At 29.5% G+C, this 16,130-nt stretch carries 16 protein-coding genes; 13 read left to right on the forward strand and 3 right to left on the reverse strand.

The window, feature by feature from the left end:
• Positions 1–228: 228 nt before the first annotated feature.
• The 5 genes from GOQ27_RS11975 (at position 229) to GOQ27_RS17355 (ending at position 5,220) form a co-directional block, all read left to right on the forward strand.
• Positions 229–1,140 carry a thioredoxin domain-containing protein gene (locus GOQ27_RS11975; protein ID WP_203367105.1) on the forward strand — a complete coding sequence of 304 codons (912 nt, stop codon included), beginning with the start codon at positions 229–231 and terminating at the stop codon, positions 1,138–1,140.
• Between the two features lie 349 nt (positions 1,141–1,489).
• Positions 1,490–1,678, forward strand: coding sequence for a hypothetical protein (locus GOQ27_RS11980; RefSeq protein ID WP_203367106.1), 189 nt, complete (start codon positions 1,490–1,492; stop codon positions 1,676–1,678).
• Positions 1,679–2,330: 652 nt separating this feature from the next.
• Entirely contained in the window at positions 2,331–4,373 is a 2,043-nt protein-coding gene (locus tag GOQ27_RS11985; RefSeq protein ID WP_203367107.1) for a M4 family metallopeptidase, read from the forward strand.
• Positions 4,374–4,474: 101 nt separating this feature from the next.
• Complete coding sequence (locus tag GOQ27_RS17350) at positions 4,475–4,609, forward strand: hypothetical protein (RefSeq protein WP_286673030.1); 135 nt, start codon at positions 4,475–4,477, stop codon at positions 4,607–4,609.
• Between the two features lie 488 nt (positions 4,610–5,097).
• On the forward strand, positions 5,098–5,220 hold the full coding sequence (locus tag GOQ27_RS17355) for a hypothetical protein (RefSeq protein ID WP_286673031.1): 123 nt from the start codon (positions 5,098–5,100) through the stop codon (positions 5,218–5,220).
• A 62-nt stretch (positions 5,221–5,282) separates the two neighbouring features.
• Here GOQ27_RS17355 and GOQ27_RS11990 read toward each other — a convergent pair whose 3' ends face one another.
• Positions 5,283–6,134, reverse strand: coding sequence for a hypothetical protein (locus GOQ27_RS11990; protein WP_203367108.1), 852 nt, complete (start codon positions 6,132–6,134; stop codon positions 5,283–5,285).
• Between the two features lie 298 nt (positions 6,135–6,432).
• On the opposite strand from GOQ27_RS11990, the gene pyrB reads away from it, so the two are divergent.
• The 7 genes from pyrB to pyrE all read left to right on the forward strand — a co-directional run bounded on the left by pyrB (position 6,433) and on the right by pyrE (position 12,107).
• Complete coding sequence (pyrB, locus tag GOQ27_RS11995) at positions 6,433–7,356, forward strand: aspartate carbamoyltransferase (RefSeq protein WP_203367109.1); 924 nt, start codon at positions 6,433–6,435, stop codon at positions 7,354–7,356.
• Complete coding sequence (locus tag GOQ27_RS12000) at positions 7,349–7,771, forward strand: aspartate carbamoyltransferase regulatory subunit (protein WP_203367110.1); 423 nt, start codon at positions 7,349–7,351, stop codon at positions 7,769–7,771. The genes pyrB and GOQ27_RS12000 overlap by 8 nt, the downstream gene beginning before the upstream one ends.
• A 10-nt stretch (positions 7,772–7,781) precedes the next feature.
• The gene (locus GOQ27_RS12005) at positions 7,782–8,930 is read left to right on the forward strand and encodes a dihydroorotase (RefSeq protein ID WP_203367111.1); all 1,149 of its coding nucleotides are present in this window, start codon (positions 7,782–7,784) and stop codon (positions 8,928–8,930) included.
• 158 nt (positions 8,931–9,088) lie between these two features.
• Positions 9,089–9,946, forward strand: a complete 858-nt coding sequence (gene pyrF / locus GOQ27_RS12010; RefSeq protein WP_203367112.1) for an orotidine-5'-phosphate decarboxylase — start codon at positions 9,089–9,091, stop codon at positions 9,944–9,946.
• The gene (locus GOQ27_RS12015) at positions 9,934–10,632 is read left to right on the forward strand and encodes a dihydroorotate dehydrogenase electron transfer subunit (RefSeq protein ID WP_203367113.1); all 699 of its coding nucleotides are present in this window, start codon (positions 9,934–9,936) and stop codon (positions 10,630–10,632) included. Before pyrF ends, GOQ27_RS12015 begins: the two co-directional genes overlap by 13 nt.
• Complete coding sequence (locus GOQ27_RS12020; RefSeq protein WP_203367114.1) at positions 10,625–11,527, forward strand: dihydroorotate dehydrogenase; 903 nt, start codon at positions 10,625–10,627, stop codon at positions 11,525–11,527. Before GOQ27_RS12015 ends, GOQ27_RS12020 begins: the two co-directional genes overlap by 8 nt.
• A gap of 13 nt (positions 11,528–11,540) precedes the next feature.
• Positions 11,541–12,107 (forward strand): orotate phosphoribosyltransferase, encoded by a 567-nt coding sequence (gene pyrE / locus GOQ27_RS12025; RefSeq protein WP_203367115.1) that lies wholly within the window; start codon positions 11,541–11,543, stop codon positions 12,105–12,107.
• A gap of 33 nt (positions 12,108–12,140) precedes the next feature.
• Here pyrE and GOQ27_RS12030 read toward each other — a convergent pair whose 3' ends face one another.
• Together GOQ27_RS12030 and GOQ27_RS12035 are read right to left on the reverse strand one after the other, a co-directional pair.
• The gene (locus tag GOQ27_RS12030) at positions 12,141–12,992 is read right to left on the reverse strand and encodes a YitT family protein (RefSeq protein ID WP_252187831.1); all 852 of its coding nucleotides are present in this window, start codon (positions 12,990–12,992) and stop codon (positions 12,141–12,143) included.
• Between the two features lie 106 nt (positions 12,993–13,098).
• Positions 13,099–14,409: a DUF2254 domain-containing protein gene (locus tag GOQ27_RS12035; RefSeq protein WP_203367117.1), complete on the reverse strand. Its 1,311-nt coding sequence runs from the start codon at positions 14,407–14,409 to the stop codon at positions 13,099–13,101.
• 247 nt (positions 14,410–14,656) lie between these two features.
• Between GOQ27_RS12035 and GOQ27_RS12040 the strand changes: the two genes are divergently transcribed.
• A complete protein-coding gene (locus GOQ27_RS12040) occupies positions 14,657–15,985 on the forward strand; it encodes a tetratricopeptide repeat protein (RefSeq protein ID WP_203367118.1) in 1,329 nt (442 codons plus the stop codon).
• Positions 15,986–16,130: the final 145 nt, after the last annotated feature.

Genomic DNA, 16,130 nt, shown 5'->3' on the forward strand with positions numbered 1-16,130 from the left:
ATTTATTTTTATATTGACAAAATATTCACATAAATATATAATCAATACTAACAAAAGAAAATATTGGAAAATATACATAAACTAGTTATGATTTAATGGACAAGCTAGTCACCATATATATAAGAGTTATATATTATTAAGATATCAAAATATAAATTTTTATTTAGTAAGCCGGCGACTAAAGAGTAAATTTTATATTTGATATAAAAAAATAAAAGGAGGAAAAAGATGAAAAGGTTAAAAAGTATATTTTTAGCTGTAACTTTAATTATAAGTATTTTTAGTGGTAATCTTATAGTATATGCAGAAGTTGATAATACAAAGGGTCCAGAGAATCATAAGAATTCGTATAGTATTAATGAATATGAAATGTTAAAAAATATGACTTTTGAGAAAGGAACAATTGACATCGAAGATAATAATGAAATACCTGATACTACAGAAGTATCAAAAAATCGAGATAATAAAAAAATGGAAAAAGAAATGAAAGAGTTGTCAAAAAAATTATCAAAAGAAGATTTAATCAAAGAGTATAAAGACAAAATTTATTCTTTGAAGGAATGGAAAGTAAAAGAATTAAAGTCAGTTGGATACACAGACAAACAAATTGATGCAATTAAAAATTTTGATGGTAGCGAAGAAATGATGATTGCAGCAGCTACAACAGTAGATGTAAACATTGGTCTTAGAAACATTAATTCTAGTTACCAAGGTACAACAGTTGATGTAATTGCTGATTTCAATAGCCAAGGGATACAATCCAATTGGTTTATGGATATTTTTGCAGTAACATGGTCATCACCATTAACAGTAGTATCTAATACTGGTACTGTTAGGTATGTAAACTCAAATGGGAATAGTAAATACTATACACATACCCCTGTACCGGCTGATTCACTCTATGCAAGACAAATGAAATTTTATAAGTATAAAGATGAAGGATATCCAGCATATTATGTACATAGTGGTTCAATGATAATAAAACTAAAATCTAATACTAAAGTATACGATATAGCTGCTTATGCTGCATATGGATATAATTCAATTAGTGTCAATCCTTATGTTTCAGTTAAGGGAGATGTAGGTTTATCTTTCTCCACTGGAGTTAGTAATGTTGGATGGGATTATACTTCAAATTAATATTTTAGGCTATTACTAATTAAATTTTATAAAAGCGTTGGATGCATGATAAAAAATGTATTCCAACACTTTTATATGTAAATGTATTTAAAAGAGTAATAATAAAATATCCAAGATGATAGTTATTTGTAATAGCTGTTATCTTGGATATTTGAATAAGTAATGAAATTCTATTTAAAGTTATTAGAAAATTATATTTATGGTTTTAATGATATAAATACCTAAGTATTTTATTTTAAAAAATTTACTTTTTAAAATTGATTAAAGTAATAGTAATTTGATATTTAAGTATAATTATTTTATGACTAGAATTAGTAATAAAAACTAATTTTAAGGAGTGTTAGTTAAGATGAAATTTATAGCATATGTAATTATTGGTTTTATTATTTTTATTATTGTAAATTTTTTATCTATTAATATAGGAAGTATAATTGGTGTGGGTTCTTATGAGTCTGGGATAGTTGTATCTGCAATCTCATTTCTCTGTTCAATAGTTGTTATATGCACATTGGTAATTATAGATGCCATTAAGAAATAGTATTAATGAACATATAAAGTAAAGAATTAAATGAATATGAATAGTATATTGGGACAAAAGTCATATATTTTGTTAATTTTAACATAGATTTGAAATTTATAATCAAAAGATCATTATAGATGTTTTCTATTAGTTCAACTTAATTATACAATCAAGCTTATTTTTTACGTAATAATGATGTCAATTAAATTTTTCAAAAAAACTATTGTAACGAATGGCAAGCAATGATATGATATGTTCAACAAATAAAAAGTAATTAAATTTACCTGTGATTTAAATGTACTAAGTGAAATTTAATAGGAGGTGATTAAAGTATGATTTGACTTTACAAAAGTTCTTTTACTCTACAAAAGCTGAAATTTTTTTAAATTGAACTTTAAAGTGAGATAAAAAATATTAAAACAAAGTATCAATAAATCATATAAAAACATTTGTCACTCTATAAATCCGTAGATGTAATAATAAAGTGACTATATCTCACCTAGAATGATTTAAGAAAATAGGGGGAAAAGAATCATCCTTCGCTAATTATTCTATAAGTATATTTTAGCACTAGGATATCTCGAATGAAAATTGTATTTTTAAAAAAATAATATGAATAGAGCATCTAAAAAAGTAACTCTAAACATATTATACGAGGGGAGAAATGAAAGTGAAAAAGACAATTGTAATTTTATTAAGTATCATATTAGTACTAGGCTCTTTCTCATCAAGTTTCGCTAGTACTATACCAAAAACAGATAAAGAAAAGCAGATGAAAATAATTGAAAAATGGGAAATGAAAAACAAAAAGAAACAAGAAAAGTTATCCATAAAGTGGGACAACCAAAAAGGCGTTCCGAGTTTTATTCGAGGTAAATTATCAGAAAATTCTGTGAATGACACTAAAGACATCCAAGCTTTCTTGAAGTCAAATAAAGATGTATTCAAACTAAAGTCTAATGAATTTAAAGTAAAAGATACTGTTACTGATAAGCTTGGTATGAAACATTACAGGACTCAATACATTGTTGATACTATTCCTGTATATGGAGCTGAAATGATGGTTCATGTTGACGAAAATGGAAGTGTTTACGCATTAAATGGTGAAGTTGAACCAAGTATAGAAGCAAAAAAGTTTAAGAACTCCGTTAAACTTTCAAAAAATGATGCTTTAAAAGCTGCTGAAAAGGCAATTGATGTTCAACTTAAGCCATACGTAGATTCCAAAGAATTAACTGAAGAAAGTATAAACGAAGATAGATATTCGAGTGAGCCTATCGCTGAGTTATATTTGTATCCAGTGAAAAAACAATGGAAACCTGTATACATCGTTAAACTCTCTTTTATAAATCCTTATCCAGCTTACTGGCATATATATATAGATGCTAAGACTGGTAAAATTATTAAGAAAAACAATGAATTGAGATATGATGAACCTACAATAGGTTCAGGCGTGGGGGTTAATGGACAAACAAAATCCCTTAACACTTATTTATCAAATGGTAATTACTACTTATATGACACTACCAAAGCTATGAATAACCAAATCAGAACTTATACATCTAACAATGGAACTTATTTACCAGGAAATTACATGACTGATACAAACAATAACTTCAATGCATCAGATCAAGCTGCCGGTGTAGATGCCCATTACTATGCAGGACTTACTTATGACTATTTCTATAATAATCATAATAGAAATAGTTTTGATGGCAATGGGGCTACTATAGCTTCAACAGTACATTATCAATCAAACTATAATAACGCTTTCTGGAATGGGTCACAGATGGTATATGGAGATGGAGACGGAAGAACATTTATCGAATTGAGTGGAGCATTAGATATAGTTGCTCACGAGATTACACATGCTGTTACTACCTATAGTGCAGACTTGGCGTATCACAATCAATCAGGTGCATTAAATGAATCATTCTCAGATGTATTTGCTATAATAGTTGAGGGAGATACAAATGATTGGTTATTAGGAGAAGATGTATATACTCCAGGAATTTATGGAGATGCTTTAAGAAGTATGTCAAATCCAGAACAATATAATCAACCAGCTCATATGGATGATTATTATCACTCACCAGATACTAAAGATGGTGACTGGGGTGGAGTTCATACTAACAGTGGTATACCTAATAAAGCCTTCTATCATGTAGCATCAGATATAGGATTTGAAAAAAGTGGAGATATATATTATAAAGCTCTTACACAATACTTAACATCAACTTCAGATTTTGAAGATGCAAGAGTAGCACTAGAACAAAGTGCTATTGACTTATATGGATCAGGATCAGAACTACAAGCAATAAAAAATGGTTTTGATTTGGTAGGTATCGGAACATCTGGTGGAGGTTCCGATGATACTTATGAACCAAACGACACGATGAATGAAGCTAAAGGTTCTTTAGATAATGGAACAACTTACCAATCATATATTTCAACAACATCAGACGTAGACTGGTTTTTCATAAACAAGTCAAACACAGGGAATTTAAACATTACTTTAAATAACTTGCCAGGAGACTATGATCTGTATCTATATAACTCAGATGGAAATCAATTAGATTATTCGTATAATGGTGGGACTAGCAGTGAATCCATATCTTACTATAGTGGTTCAGGAACATACTATATTAAAATAGTAGGATATAATGGAGCTCACAGTACATCAACTCCATATAATTTAACTGCAACCTACTAAAACAATAAAATAAATTTAATCATATAAAAAAGGCGGACTAGAAACTAAAGTGCACCCCAAAAGTTAGACAAAAAATCTAATTTTTGGAGGTGTATTTTTTTATGAAGTATAACTTAGATGATAAAAAGAAATATATTGAATTAATAGAGTTAGGAAAATATTCTTTAAGGTCAGCCGCTCTTGAATGTATCTATTGGGTTAGTATCTATTATTTGTGGCATAGGAATTTTTGCTAATAATAAGCCCTTATATAAATTAAGTCTTGGCTTTAATATAGTATTTCTTATTTATTGGTAGTGTAAATAGTTTATTTATACTATTAAATGACATTTATATGACTGCTATAATTTTTCATATAATATATGAGGATAAAGTATATAATTTAGAAATGAAAAAAGTTTCAGGATATTCATTTCTTTTCATAGAGGGAAATATTAATCTAACATAGACAAAGGACAATCAAAACAGTATGAACGACATTTTATGTTAGTTATACCTCTAAGAATGTCGTTTGTCCATTTGAATTGAAAATTATAATTTCATGAGTTAAAGAAATATGGTCATATAAATATTATGATACAATATAGTTAATTAGAATATATTACCATATAAAAGGTGATTTATATGAAAAGTTGAAGGATATAGAATATACTATGTTGAAAGTGATAGCAAAGGATATGTAGGAGATAAAGATACTATAGATGTTTATACCTTTGAAGCAAAGGTGTTTTCTACTATTATAGCTATTAAGCAGTTAGGTTATTATACTTTAGGGGAGTTATTATATGAGCAAAACATAGATGGTAAGAATCTATATGAAGTTATACTGGAGAAATATAAAAATTAAAGATATTAATCTAAAAGTCCCTATCTAAACCAGATAGGGACCTTATATAGAAAATACTATACTTATTTATTAAAATAATCTCTATTCTCTATAAAAAAGAATGAATCGAAATTCCCTAGTTCAAACCCCTCTTCATGGATATAAATCAGATTATTCCTATAGGTCATAGAACTACCTACCATTTCTTTTTTCATTATTATATTATTTTTCATATCATCAAATAGAAGAATTATATTAAATAATTTTTTGTTTTTACTAAACAGTCCATTTTTAGAATAAGCTGTTATATAGACTTGATTGTCAGTAGAATTATCTATCCTGTAATTAAATCTTCTGCTTTCTTCTAGTTTACCTTCCTTTTTGATAAAATGTATTAGCTCATTATTAGTAAATTCTATTCCTGTATTGTCATCATCATATTTCCATAGACCTAATAAAGCATCTTTTATAGGTAATTCTTTTCTATTTTCTTTTATTAATTTTGATTTTTTTCTGTTCTTATCCATGTTTTCCTTAGATTCTATACTTTCATATAGACTTTCTATACTAGTGTCCAGCTTATACCATTTATCTTCATAGAGCATTTTGTCACCTATAAAAGAAATTGATTTAAGGTCTTTATCATTATTATATTTAGATTCTATCTTATAGGCTGTACCTTGGAAATCATCCTGTGTAAGGGAAGAAGTATCTAGACTTTCCCCTTCTAGAGATTTTAATTTAGATATAAACCCTTCTATATCACTATCTTTAACTTCTTTATAATATACGTCCTTATAAATGACTATTGTATTTAATTCTTCAAAAAATCCTCTTTTGATAACGCCTTGAGATGTATCAGTATCATCACATCCTGATAGAAATATTAAGATAATTAGCATAAGTACTGCATATATTTTTTTTGTTTTAAACATATTCATCCTCCAATGGATTAGATATTACTACCAAGTATATTATATCAAAGACAAATATATTAACAATATAAACCCATTGACAAAGTAGAAAAATAATAGTAAACTTAGTTCAAGTGTAAAGGTATCTTTAAACTGATCCAGAGAGGTCAGGAAGGTAGACGTATAAGGATGAGTGTATAATTTTGCGGAATTACTATGCTTATTTACCTTCTTAAAGATTTCTTTAAGAAGGTTTTTTTATGCCTAGATACCTAACACCTTTAAAATAGTCCAGAGAGGCTAAAAAGGAGGAATATAAATGTTAAAAGGACGACATCTTATTGAACCAAGGGATTTTTCATTAGAGGAACTAGACCAAATATTTTCTCTATCAGAAGAAATTATTAAAGATCAACAAGCCTATTTAGATGTATGCAAAGGTAAATTATTAGCATCTCTATTCTATGAACCATCTACAAGAACTAGGTTTAGTTTTGAAGCTGCTATGCTGAGGCTAGGAGGGCAAGTGATAGGGTTTTCTGAAGCTAATTCTTCTTCAGTATCAAAGGGAGAAAGTATAGGAGATACTATTAAAACCGTCGGTTGCTATGCTGATATAGCCGTAATGAGACACCCTAAAGAGGGGGCACCATTACTTGCATCAAAGAAATCATATATCCCTGTTATAAATGCTGGGGATGGAGGTCATCAACATCCTACCCAAACTCTTACAGATTTACTAACTATAAAAATTCTTAAAAAAGACTTATCAAATCATACTATTGGACTATGCGGAGACCTCAAATTCGGAAGAACAGTCCATTCTCTAGTAAAAGCAATGAAAAGATATCTAAATATCAATTTTGTATTTATCTCACCTGAAGAGCTACAGATTCCCGATTATATTAAAGATGAATTAGAAGAAAATCAATACTATGAAACTGCCAGTCTAGATGAAGTCATAGATAAGCTAGATATACTTTATATGACCAGAGTACAAAAAGAAAGGTTCTTTAATGAAGAAGATTATCTAAGACTAAAGGATAGCTATATCTTAACTAATGATAAATTAAGTGCAGCAAAAGAGGATCTTATAATAATGCATCCCCTACCAAGGGTAAATGAAATATCAGTAGAGGTAGATGAAGATCCTAGAGCTGTATATTTTCAGCAAGCCAAATTTGGGATGTTTGTTAGGATGGCTTTAATAATGAAATTATTGGGGGTAGATAAGAATGCTTAAAATAGACAGTATTAATAAAGGTATAGTAATTGATCATATCAAGGCTAATTGTGGATATAAGATTTTCAAAGAGCTAGGACTTCATAAGGTAGACTATAGAGTAGCTCTTATAAGAAATGTTCCCTCCAAGAAATTAGAAAGAAAAGACCTTATTAAAATAGAGAATAAAATAGATTTAGATTTGAATATTCTTGGGATAATGGATCCGGGGATAACTGTAAATATAGTAGAGGGAGAAGATATAAAAGAAAAAATTAAGCTTTCTTTACCTAAAAGAGTTAATGGAATATTAAATTGTAAAAATCCTAGATGTGTAACAACAGTAGAGGATATTCAAGATATAGAGTTTATTCTTGTGGATAAAGAAAAGAAAGAATATAAATGTGAGTATTGTGACACTAAAACATCCCTATAGAGGTGATATTGTGGATTATATAATAAAAAACATTAAAATTGTGGATAAAAGAAAAACCCTTAAAGGAGACCTGTGGATAAAAGATGGGATTATAAAAAAGATATCTAATCACATAGATGCTGGGGATAAAAGTGTAATTAATGGCAAGGGATTAACTCTTATGCCTTCATTCATTGATTTACATGTCCATTTAAGAGATCCAGGATATTTGTATAAAGAAGATCTATATACAGGGCAAAGGGCTGCCTTAAAGGGTGGATTTACACATATTTGTGCCATGGCAAATACTAATCCAGTCTGTGACAACAAAAAAACCATGGAATATATTCTTAATAAACATAAGAAGAACAACCATTGTAATCTCACTCAGATTTCTTCAATAACTAAAGGGCTACAAGGAAAAGAATTAATAGACTTAGAAGAGATGCTAAAATACACTAAATTATTTTCTGATGATGGTGTAAATGTTGATAATGAAGAGTTATTTGAAGAAGTACTAAAGCTTTCTAAAGAGATGTACTTTACTATCTTAACCCATTGTGAGCCAGAGGCAGAGGTGATTAAAAGGGACTTAGAATTACTAGAGAATACAGAAGGAAATCTCCATATATGTCATATAAGTCTAAAGAAAAGTTTAAATTTAATAAAAAAATATAAGGATAAGGGGATAAATTTCACTTGTGAAGTAACACCCCATCATCTATTTCATTGGAATGATAAATATAGAGTGAATCCTTCCTTTGGCAAAAAAGAAGATGTGAATGCAATGATAAAAGGGATAAAGGAAGGATATATTGATATAATTGCCACAGATCATGCTCCCCATAGTGAAGAGGATAAACTAAAGGGCTCCCCTGGAATATCAGGGATAGAGGTAGCATTTTCTAAAGTCTATACAGTATTCAAGGAAAATAATATTTCACTAAACAAATTGAGTGAGATGATGTCTTACAATCCTTCTAGAATATTAGAATTAGAAGAAGCGCTAGTAGAAGAAGGTAAAAGAGCGGATTTAGTATTAGTAGATTTAAATCAAAGCTACTCAGTTGATTCATCTACTTTTATATCTAAGGGAAAAAATACACCCTTCAATGGCAGGAGAGTATGGGGCAAAGTGATGATGACCATAAGAGATGGAGAGATAGTGTATAAGGATTAGTCAGTCATCCTCAAGGGAGCAAGAGCCAAAGACTCTTCGACAGGTTCACAGGGACAACATGGTATGTCATCCTGAACGTAGTGAAGGATCTTGTCTTTAAGACTCTTCGACAAGCTCAGAGTGACAACATGCCAATTTAAAAAGGGAGTGTGATTATAGTGATTATAGATCGTTTATATAGAGAAGCAGTAGAGAAAAGTCCTATATGTGTGGGATTAGACACTAAGTTAGAGTATTTACCCAAATATCTATTAGAATCGGATAAAAGTATAGAAGAGAAAATATTTGAATTTAATAAACAAATAATAGATAATACCTTTGATTTAGTAGCCTGCTATAAGGTACAAATTGCTTTTTATGAAAGCTTGGGATTAGAAGGATTAAAAGCTTATTCAAGAACATTAAAGTATATAAAGGAAAAAGGAAAAATTTCTATAGCTGATATTAAAAGGGGAGATATATCTTCTACGGCCGAAGCCTACGGTAAAGCCCATTTTCAAGGGGATTTTGAGGCGGATTTTATAACAATAAATCCTTATATGGGAATAGATTCAGTAAGTCCTTACTTTGAATATATGGATAATGAAGAAAAAGGAATATTCATGCTTATAAGAACATCTAATAAAGGCTCAGAAGATTTTCAAGAACTTTTGATAGAAGATAAACCAGTGTTTATGAAGGTGGCAGAGAAAGCAAATAAATGGGGTAAAAGCTTTATAGGAAAAGAAGGATTTAGTTCCTTAGGGGGAGTGGTAGGATTAACTTACCCTGAAGAGTTCTTACAAATTAAGAATAATAACCCTAATACCTTTTTTTTAATCCCTGGGTATGGTGCTCAAGGGGGTAAGGGAGAGGATATAAAAGAAATATTCAAGGATGGCATCTGTGGAGTAATAAATTCCTCAAGAGGAATTATTACAGCTCATAAGGGAAAAACAGAAGATAAAAGCTTTGTAAATTTCATAAGACAAAATACCCTAAATATGAAGGAGGACATTGAAAATTGGCAAAGATAATATGCAATGAAAAATTATCTGAAGATATGTTCCTTATCACTATAGAAGGAGATTTTCCTGGAGAAATGGGACAGTTTTATATGATAAGAGGTTGGGAAGATTATCCATTATTATCGAGACCTCTAAGTATCCATGAAATAAATGATGGAAGCATAAGTTTTATATATAAGGTCTTAGGGGAAGGAACTTTAAGGCTTAGTAAATTGCAAAAGGATGATAATATTACTCTCCATGGGCCCTATGGTAATGGGTTCCCTAAAGCAGAAGGTAGAGTAGCCTTGGTAGGAGGTGGAATGGGAATAGCTCCTCTGTTATATACAGCTAAGAAACTCCATAAAACAGTTGATATTTTAGATATATATATGGGATTTAGAGATGAAGCTCTATTAGTAGATAAATATAAACAATATGCTGATGAGTCCTATATTAGCATAGGATCTAACATTACTGACCAATTAGATATAAGTAAGTATGATTATATTCTCACCTGTGGCCCAGAACCAATGATAAAAAGGATAGTAGAGATGAAAGAGGATAATCACACAAAGATATATGTATCTATGGAGAAACATATGGCTTGTGGAATAGGAGCTTGTCTTGTATGTAGTTGTGAGAGTAAAAATGGAATGACTAGAGTATGTAAGGATGGTCCAGTATATTTAGGGGAGGAGATTTTCTATGAGTAATACCAAGGTAAATTTCGGATCAGTAGAATTTAAAAACCCAGTTATAACGGCCTCAGGAACCTTTGGATTTGGAAGAGAATATAATGAAATTTTTGATATAAGCTCTTTAGGAGGAATATCAACTAAAGGACTTACATTAAATAAAAGAAAAGGGAATAAGGGCATGAGGGTATGGGAAACTCCTTCTGGAATGATGAATAGTGTAGGATTAGAAAATCCAGGAGTAGAGGACTTTATAAATAAAGAGGTGCCATTTTTGCAAGATCTAAATACAAATATAATTGCAAATATAGGAGGCTCTACCTTAGATGAATATATAGAGGCAGTTGAGAGAATATCAAAAGAAAAAGTAGATATGATTGAACTGAATATATCCTGTCCAAATGTAAAAGAAGGTGGTATGGCCTTCGGAATAAAGACTGATACTGCTAGGAATATAGTAAGAGAAATCAGAAAGGTGACCAACCTACCATTGATTATAAAACTATCTCCTAATGCAGAGGATATAGTAGCTATTGCAAAGGCTTGTGAAGAAGAGGGAGCAGATGGCATATCTTTAGTAAATACCTTTAAAGGGTTAGCAATAGACATAGATAAAAGAAGACCAGTATTTGATAATGTATATGCAGGATTATCAGGACCAGCTATAAAACCTATGGCTCTACGAATGGTGAATGAAGTCTACAAACAAGTATCGATTCCTATCATGGGAATGGGAGGAATAATGAATTGGAAAGATGCCATAGAGTTTATGATGGCAGGTTCTACATGTATTCAAGTAGGTACAGCTAATTTTATAAATCCAAAAGTATCCCTAGAAATAGTTAAAGGAATAGAAAATTTTATGGATAGAGAGAATATTAAATCTTTAGAAGAAATTATAGGAATAATATAAGGAGGAATAGATAATGAAAAGTATTATTGATATATTAAAAGACACAGAAGCTTTATTAGAGGGACACTTTCTTTTATCATCTGGAAAGCATAGTAAGGAGTATGTGCAATGTGCTAAAGTATTAAGTCATCCTCAATACGCAGAACAAGTATTAAATCCTGTAGTAGATAAAGTAAAGAGTTTAGATATAGATATATTAGTTGGTCCTGCCATGGGAGGAATAATTGTAGCCTATGAAATGGGAAGGCAATTAGAAAAACAAGCTATATTTACAGAAAGAAAAGATAATGAAATGACTTTAAGGAGAGGTTTTCAAATAGAAAAGGGACAACGAGTACTTATCACCGAGGATGTGGTAACCACGGGAAAATCTACTATGGAAACTAAGAAAGTAATAGAAAGTCTTGGAGGAATTGTAATAGGGGTAGCCTCTATAGTTGACAGAACTGGAGGAAAATCAGAATTAGATATACCTTTATATAGTGCCATAAGTCTTCAAATAGATACCTATGATAATGAAAATTGTCCTATGTGTAAAGAGGGTAAAGAAGCAGTTAAGCCAGGAAGTAGAAAATTATAAAAATAAAAAGGAAGGGTAATTCAATTACCCTTCCTAAAATACTGGTTTATTAAATCCACTACCGTGTATCTCTGCCGTATCCATAACTGTCATAAATGCATCTGGATCAATATCTGATACTACGTTTTTAACTACTGCTAATTGTCTAGTAGAAATAACACAATATATTACCTTTTGTTTTCTACGGGAATATCCTCCTTCACCTTCTAAGAAAGTGATACCTCTTTGAACTTTTTCCATTAATGCTGAGGAAAGCTCTTCAGAGTGATCAGTCACAATTAGTACAAGTTTTTTGGTATCTAAACCAATCATTATCTTATTCATTACCACAGTAGAAATAAACATACTTATCAAGGTATATATTGCTAATGTATAATCATTTATAGTAGCACCTATCAATACTATGATTACATTCATAACGAATAAAATAGTAGATATACCAATCTCGAATCTTTTCTTAATAATAACCGATACTATATCCGTACCTCCAGTAGAAGCTCTGACTCTGAATATAAGTCCTGAAGCAAAGCCCAAAAAAATACCGCCGTAGATAGAAGAAGCTAAAATATCTTTAATCCAAATTCTTTCACTGAGAGCTCCAGTAAGAACAAGAAAAAATGATAATGAAACCATTCCTACTATACTTACAAAAGCAAATCTCCTATCTATCTCTTTAATACCAAATATAAATATAGGTATATTTAATAATAATACAAAAATCCCTGTTGGTAATTTTGTTAGGTATTGAAGTATGATTGCAAGTCCTGATACTCCTCCTGCTAAAAGATTATGAGGAATAATAAAAGCATTTATACCCACTGCCATTATAAATGTTCCGATCAATATTATAATAGAACTCTTTAACCACTCAACCTTAAGTAACATCTTAGCCACCTTATCCACCTCCTAAATTAATTCACTCATACTATAATAAAGGAAAAGATATTATAATACAATAGAATTAACACAAATCTAATATGGTAGAATATTCTTAATTAAACAACAAATCATTCTCATCTTCCCCAGTTAGTCTAGCTAATTTTTCAATCTTGTTATTTATATATTGTTTATCTAAATTTTCTAACTCTGTCTTATTAAAACCTCTTACTAGATATTTCGCAAATCTCCATATTTTTTTATCTATTTTAATATTACTTTCAACTAGTAAACATAAGCCTTCTATTAATGCACTAAGAATAGATGCATCCCCATCTCCATAATATCTTATTTGATAAAATGAAAGGTATAATAACTCATCAAAATCTGAATATTTCATAGTCAATCTTAATATATCATCCTTATCATGATAATATGTTGTATCAATGTATGATAGGGAAATATGAGATAAAATAAGGCTAAGTCTTTTTATACAATGAACAGTAGTATTTGGATCATTTATACCAGGGGATATGGCTCTTAAAGCCACTTCAACTAGTTTTTGGATACCAAACTCTATATCTTGAACCATGGACTGATGTCTTCCTATAGTGACTTGATTAATTATGGAGTCAGTATCTTCCATAGCTTTATTAGTATAAACTGTAAGGATATGACTTCCTTTTAAAATGAATTCTCCAATTTTCTTCTCCATTTTTATAGATATATTCAATTCATTGGCTATTCTTACTAAGGATTGAGAGTCAATTAATTGGATATATCCTGTAGTTGGAGCTAATACTTGTATTTTTATATTTCCATCATTCATTTTATGTAATTTTTCATATCTAATACTTTCATCATTAATTACTTCTGCATCTAATTTTTTAATTAAAGCAATTGATTCTTGAGATATATTATATATTAATTTATTCACTTGCATATAAGTAGCTACATGATGAATAAAAAGAATAAAAGATGCTACAGAAAATATGGAGATAATAACCCCCATTAATCCAGAAAGCACTAAACCATTTTCTTTATTTTCATTAAGGAATAGAAGACTAATAATAAGATAAATGAAAGTTCCAATAAAAATTCCAAGAATTCTTAAAGTAGCTTTTTTATTCAGAAAATCCTGTAGAGTTCGAGGAGAATATTGGGATGAATATGTACTTAATACTACCATTATTGTAGAAAATGAAACGGTCATCATAGTTATAGTAGCTGCAGCTAAGGCAGAAAGTATAGTTTTAGCCAAATCAAAATCAGTTAATAATATATCTGGTATATAGATTTGTATTAGTTCAGAAGGAAAAGTATCTATTAAAATAATAAGTAGAGAGAATATAAAAGCTATGATTCCATATAATACCGGTATAAACCATATTTTAGATTTAAGTTTAAGTATCCATCTATTTATCATATGTACCTCCAAAATTAAATTTAGAATAGAAAAAGAGAGTAGGTCTATGGGGGAGTTCCTACTCTCTTTCTACCATTAAAGGGGCTTTGCATGGGGTTATTAATAGTATACCCGTTGTAAAAAAAATAAAACAAAAAACAAAAAAATAAATTTTTAGAAAAATTAGAATTTTAATCTGTAAATCCATTTACTACATTAGAAAAATATGTTAAAATTTAATTAAGTATTAAAGGAAAAGGTGGGAAATATGGAAGAGTATATTACTAGAGGTCAAAATTTAAAAGTTTTAAGAAAGAAATTAGGATTAAAGCAATATGAGATTACTGGTGGAGAGATCACTAGAAATTTAATAAGTCTTATTGAACATGATAAAACACCACTACATGAAGGAGTAGCTAGGTTAATATCAGAAAATATAAACAAAATTTCAGATGAAAGAAATATGGATATAGTTGTCTTTCCAGAGGATTTAATGAATCCTGTTCGTTTAAAGGCAAAAAGCTTAGCAGATGAATATATTTCAAAACTTAAAATATATCTAGAAGATCCAGAAAAAGAGATAGATAAAAAACTACTTGAAGATATGGAGTTCTTCTTACAAAACTGGAATCTACCAGATAAAAAATCAAAAGCCTATGAGATGTTAGGGGATATATATGAAAAAAGAAATGATTTTGAGAAGATGTATATTTACCTAACAAAGGCATTGGAGAATTACTTTTTAAAACCTTACAATAAAGATATTAACAAACTTATATTAAAGTTGTCTTTTGCATGTATGCACACAAAAAGATACGAAGAATCAATAAACCTTACTAATTTAGCCCTATCTTATGAGGATACAGTGGAAAAATACGGGAGTAAAGTATATTATAATAGATCTGTAATATTTAATAGAATGAAAAATTATGATAAAGCATTAGTGGATTTGGAAAAGTGTAGAGTACTACTAACATCAAAAAACAAGTTAGACGAAGATGAGAAAGTTAGACTTAAAAGGTTAATAATAGTAGAAGGAAATTGTTATAAAAATAAAAAAGAGTATTTAAAAGCTATAGAAGTTTATCAAAAAATGTATAACATGACCGAGGAAATTCAATCTGTAGGTGAAAAATGTGCTGCTACAATGAATATTGCTGAGACGTATGAAATTATGGATAATAAAGAAAAGGTACGAGAATATATATTAAAATCGGAAGAATTATTAGATGAAATTGCAGAAGATAGCTTTTATAAAACTCGAATATATCAAGATTTAGCAGAAAGATATAAATATTTAAAAGATGAAGAGAAAACTAAGCATTACTATGAGAGAGCATTAAATAATTTTGATCCTAAAAAAGAAAAAGAGGGAATAAACAATTTATTGTTAGACTTTATTAATTTCTATAGAGAAACTAATAGCACTGAAGATATTAGTACTTTAATTAGTAATATTGAAGAAATGGTAGAACATATAAATGTAGATTTAAATATTAGGCTATTACTTAATTATTTATTATTTAATATAGAAAATAATAGAGTAGTAGATAGTATGAATATAATCAACAAGTTATTAAATAAGGGGGAAAATTAAAGTGTTTACTAAAAAAGGTTTCTTAGTAGTATTGGTGTTATTTTTGTCTATTGGGTTTTTAGTTAACTTAACACACCGTATTGAAGTAGCAGAAGTGATTCCACCATTAGAAACACGAGGATTAGAAGTAGCAGAAGTGATTCCA

Origin of the sequence: Anaeromonas frigoriresistens, from assembly GCF_016820655.1 — a bacterium.
Classification (GTDB): domain Bacteria; phylum Bacillota; class Clostridia; order Tissierellales; family SIT17; genus Anaeromonas; species Anaeromonas frigoriresistens.

What these genes read in the sequence shown, in the direction of transcription:
- GOQ27_RS12000 (WP_203367110.1), top strand. Translation starts at nt 7,349, where the DNA reads ATGCTTAAAATAGACAGTATTAATAAAGGTATAGTAATTGATCATATC.
- GOQ27_RS12020 (WP_203367114.1), top strand. Translation starts at nt 10,625, where the DNA reads ATGAGTAATACCAAGGTAAATTTCGGATCAGTAGAATTTAAAAACCCA.
- pyrE (WP_203367115.1), top strand. Translation starts at nt 11,541, where the DNA reads ATGAAAAGTATTATTGATATATTAAAAGACACAGAAGCTTTATTAGAG.
- GOQ27_RS11975 (WP_203367105.1), top strand. Translation starts at nt 229, where the DNA reads ATGAAAAGGTTAAAAAGTATATTTTTAGCTGTAACTTTAATTATAAGT.
- GOQ27_RS12030 (WP_252187831.1), bottom strand. Translation starts at nt 12,992, where the DNA reads ATGTTACTTAAGGTTGAGTGGTTAAAGAGTTCTATTATAATATTGATC.
- pyrB (WP_203367109.1), top strand. Translation starts at nt 6,433, where the DNA reads ATGTTAAAAGGACGACATCTTATTGAACCAAGGGATTTTTCATTAGAG.
- GOQ27_RS12035 (WP_203367117.1), bottom strand. Translation starts at nt 14,409, where the DNA reads ATGATAAATAGATGGATACTTAAACTTAAATCTAAAATATGGTTTATA.
- GOQ27_RS17350 (WP_286673030.1), top strand. Translation starts at nt 4,475, where the DNA reads ATGAAGTATAACTTAGATGATAAAAAGAAATATATTGAATTAATAGAG.
- GOQ27_RS11980 (WP_203367106.1), top strand. Translation starts at nt 1,490, where the DNA reads ATGAAATTTATAGCATATGTAATTATTGGTTTTATTATTTTTATTATT.
- GOQ27_RS11990 (WP_203367108.1), bottom strand. Translation starts at nt 6,134, where the DNA reads ATGTTTAAAACAAAAAAAATATATGCAGTACTTATGCTAATTATCTTA.
- GOQ27_RS12040 (WP_203367118.1), top strand. Translation starts at nt 14,657, where the DNA reads ATGGAAGAGTATATTACTAGAGGTCAAAATTTAAAAGTTTTAAGAAAG.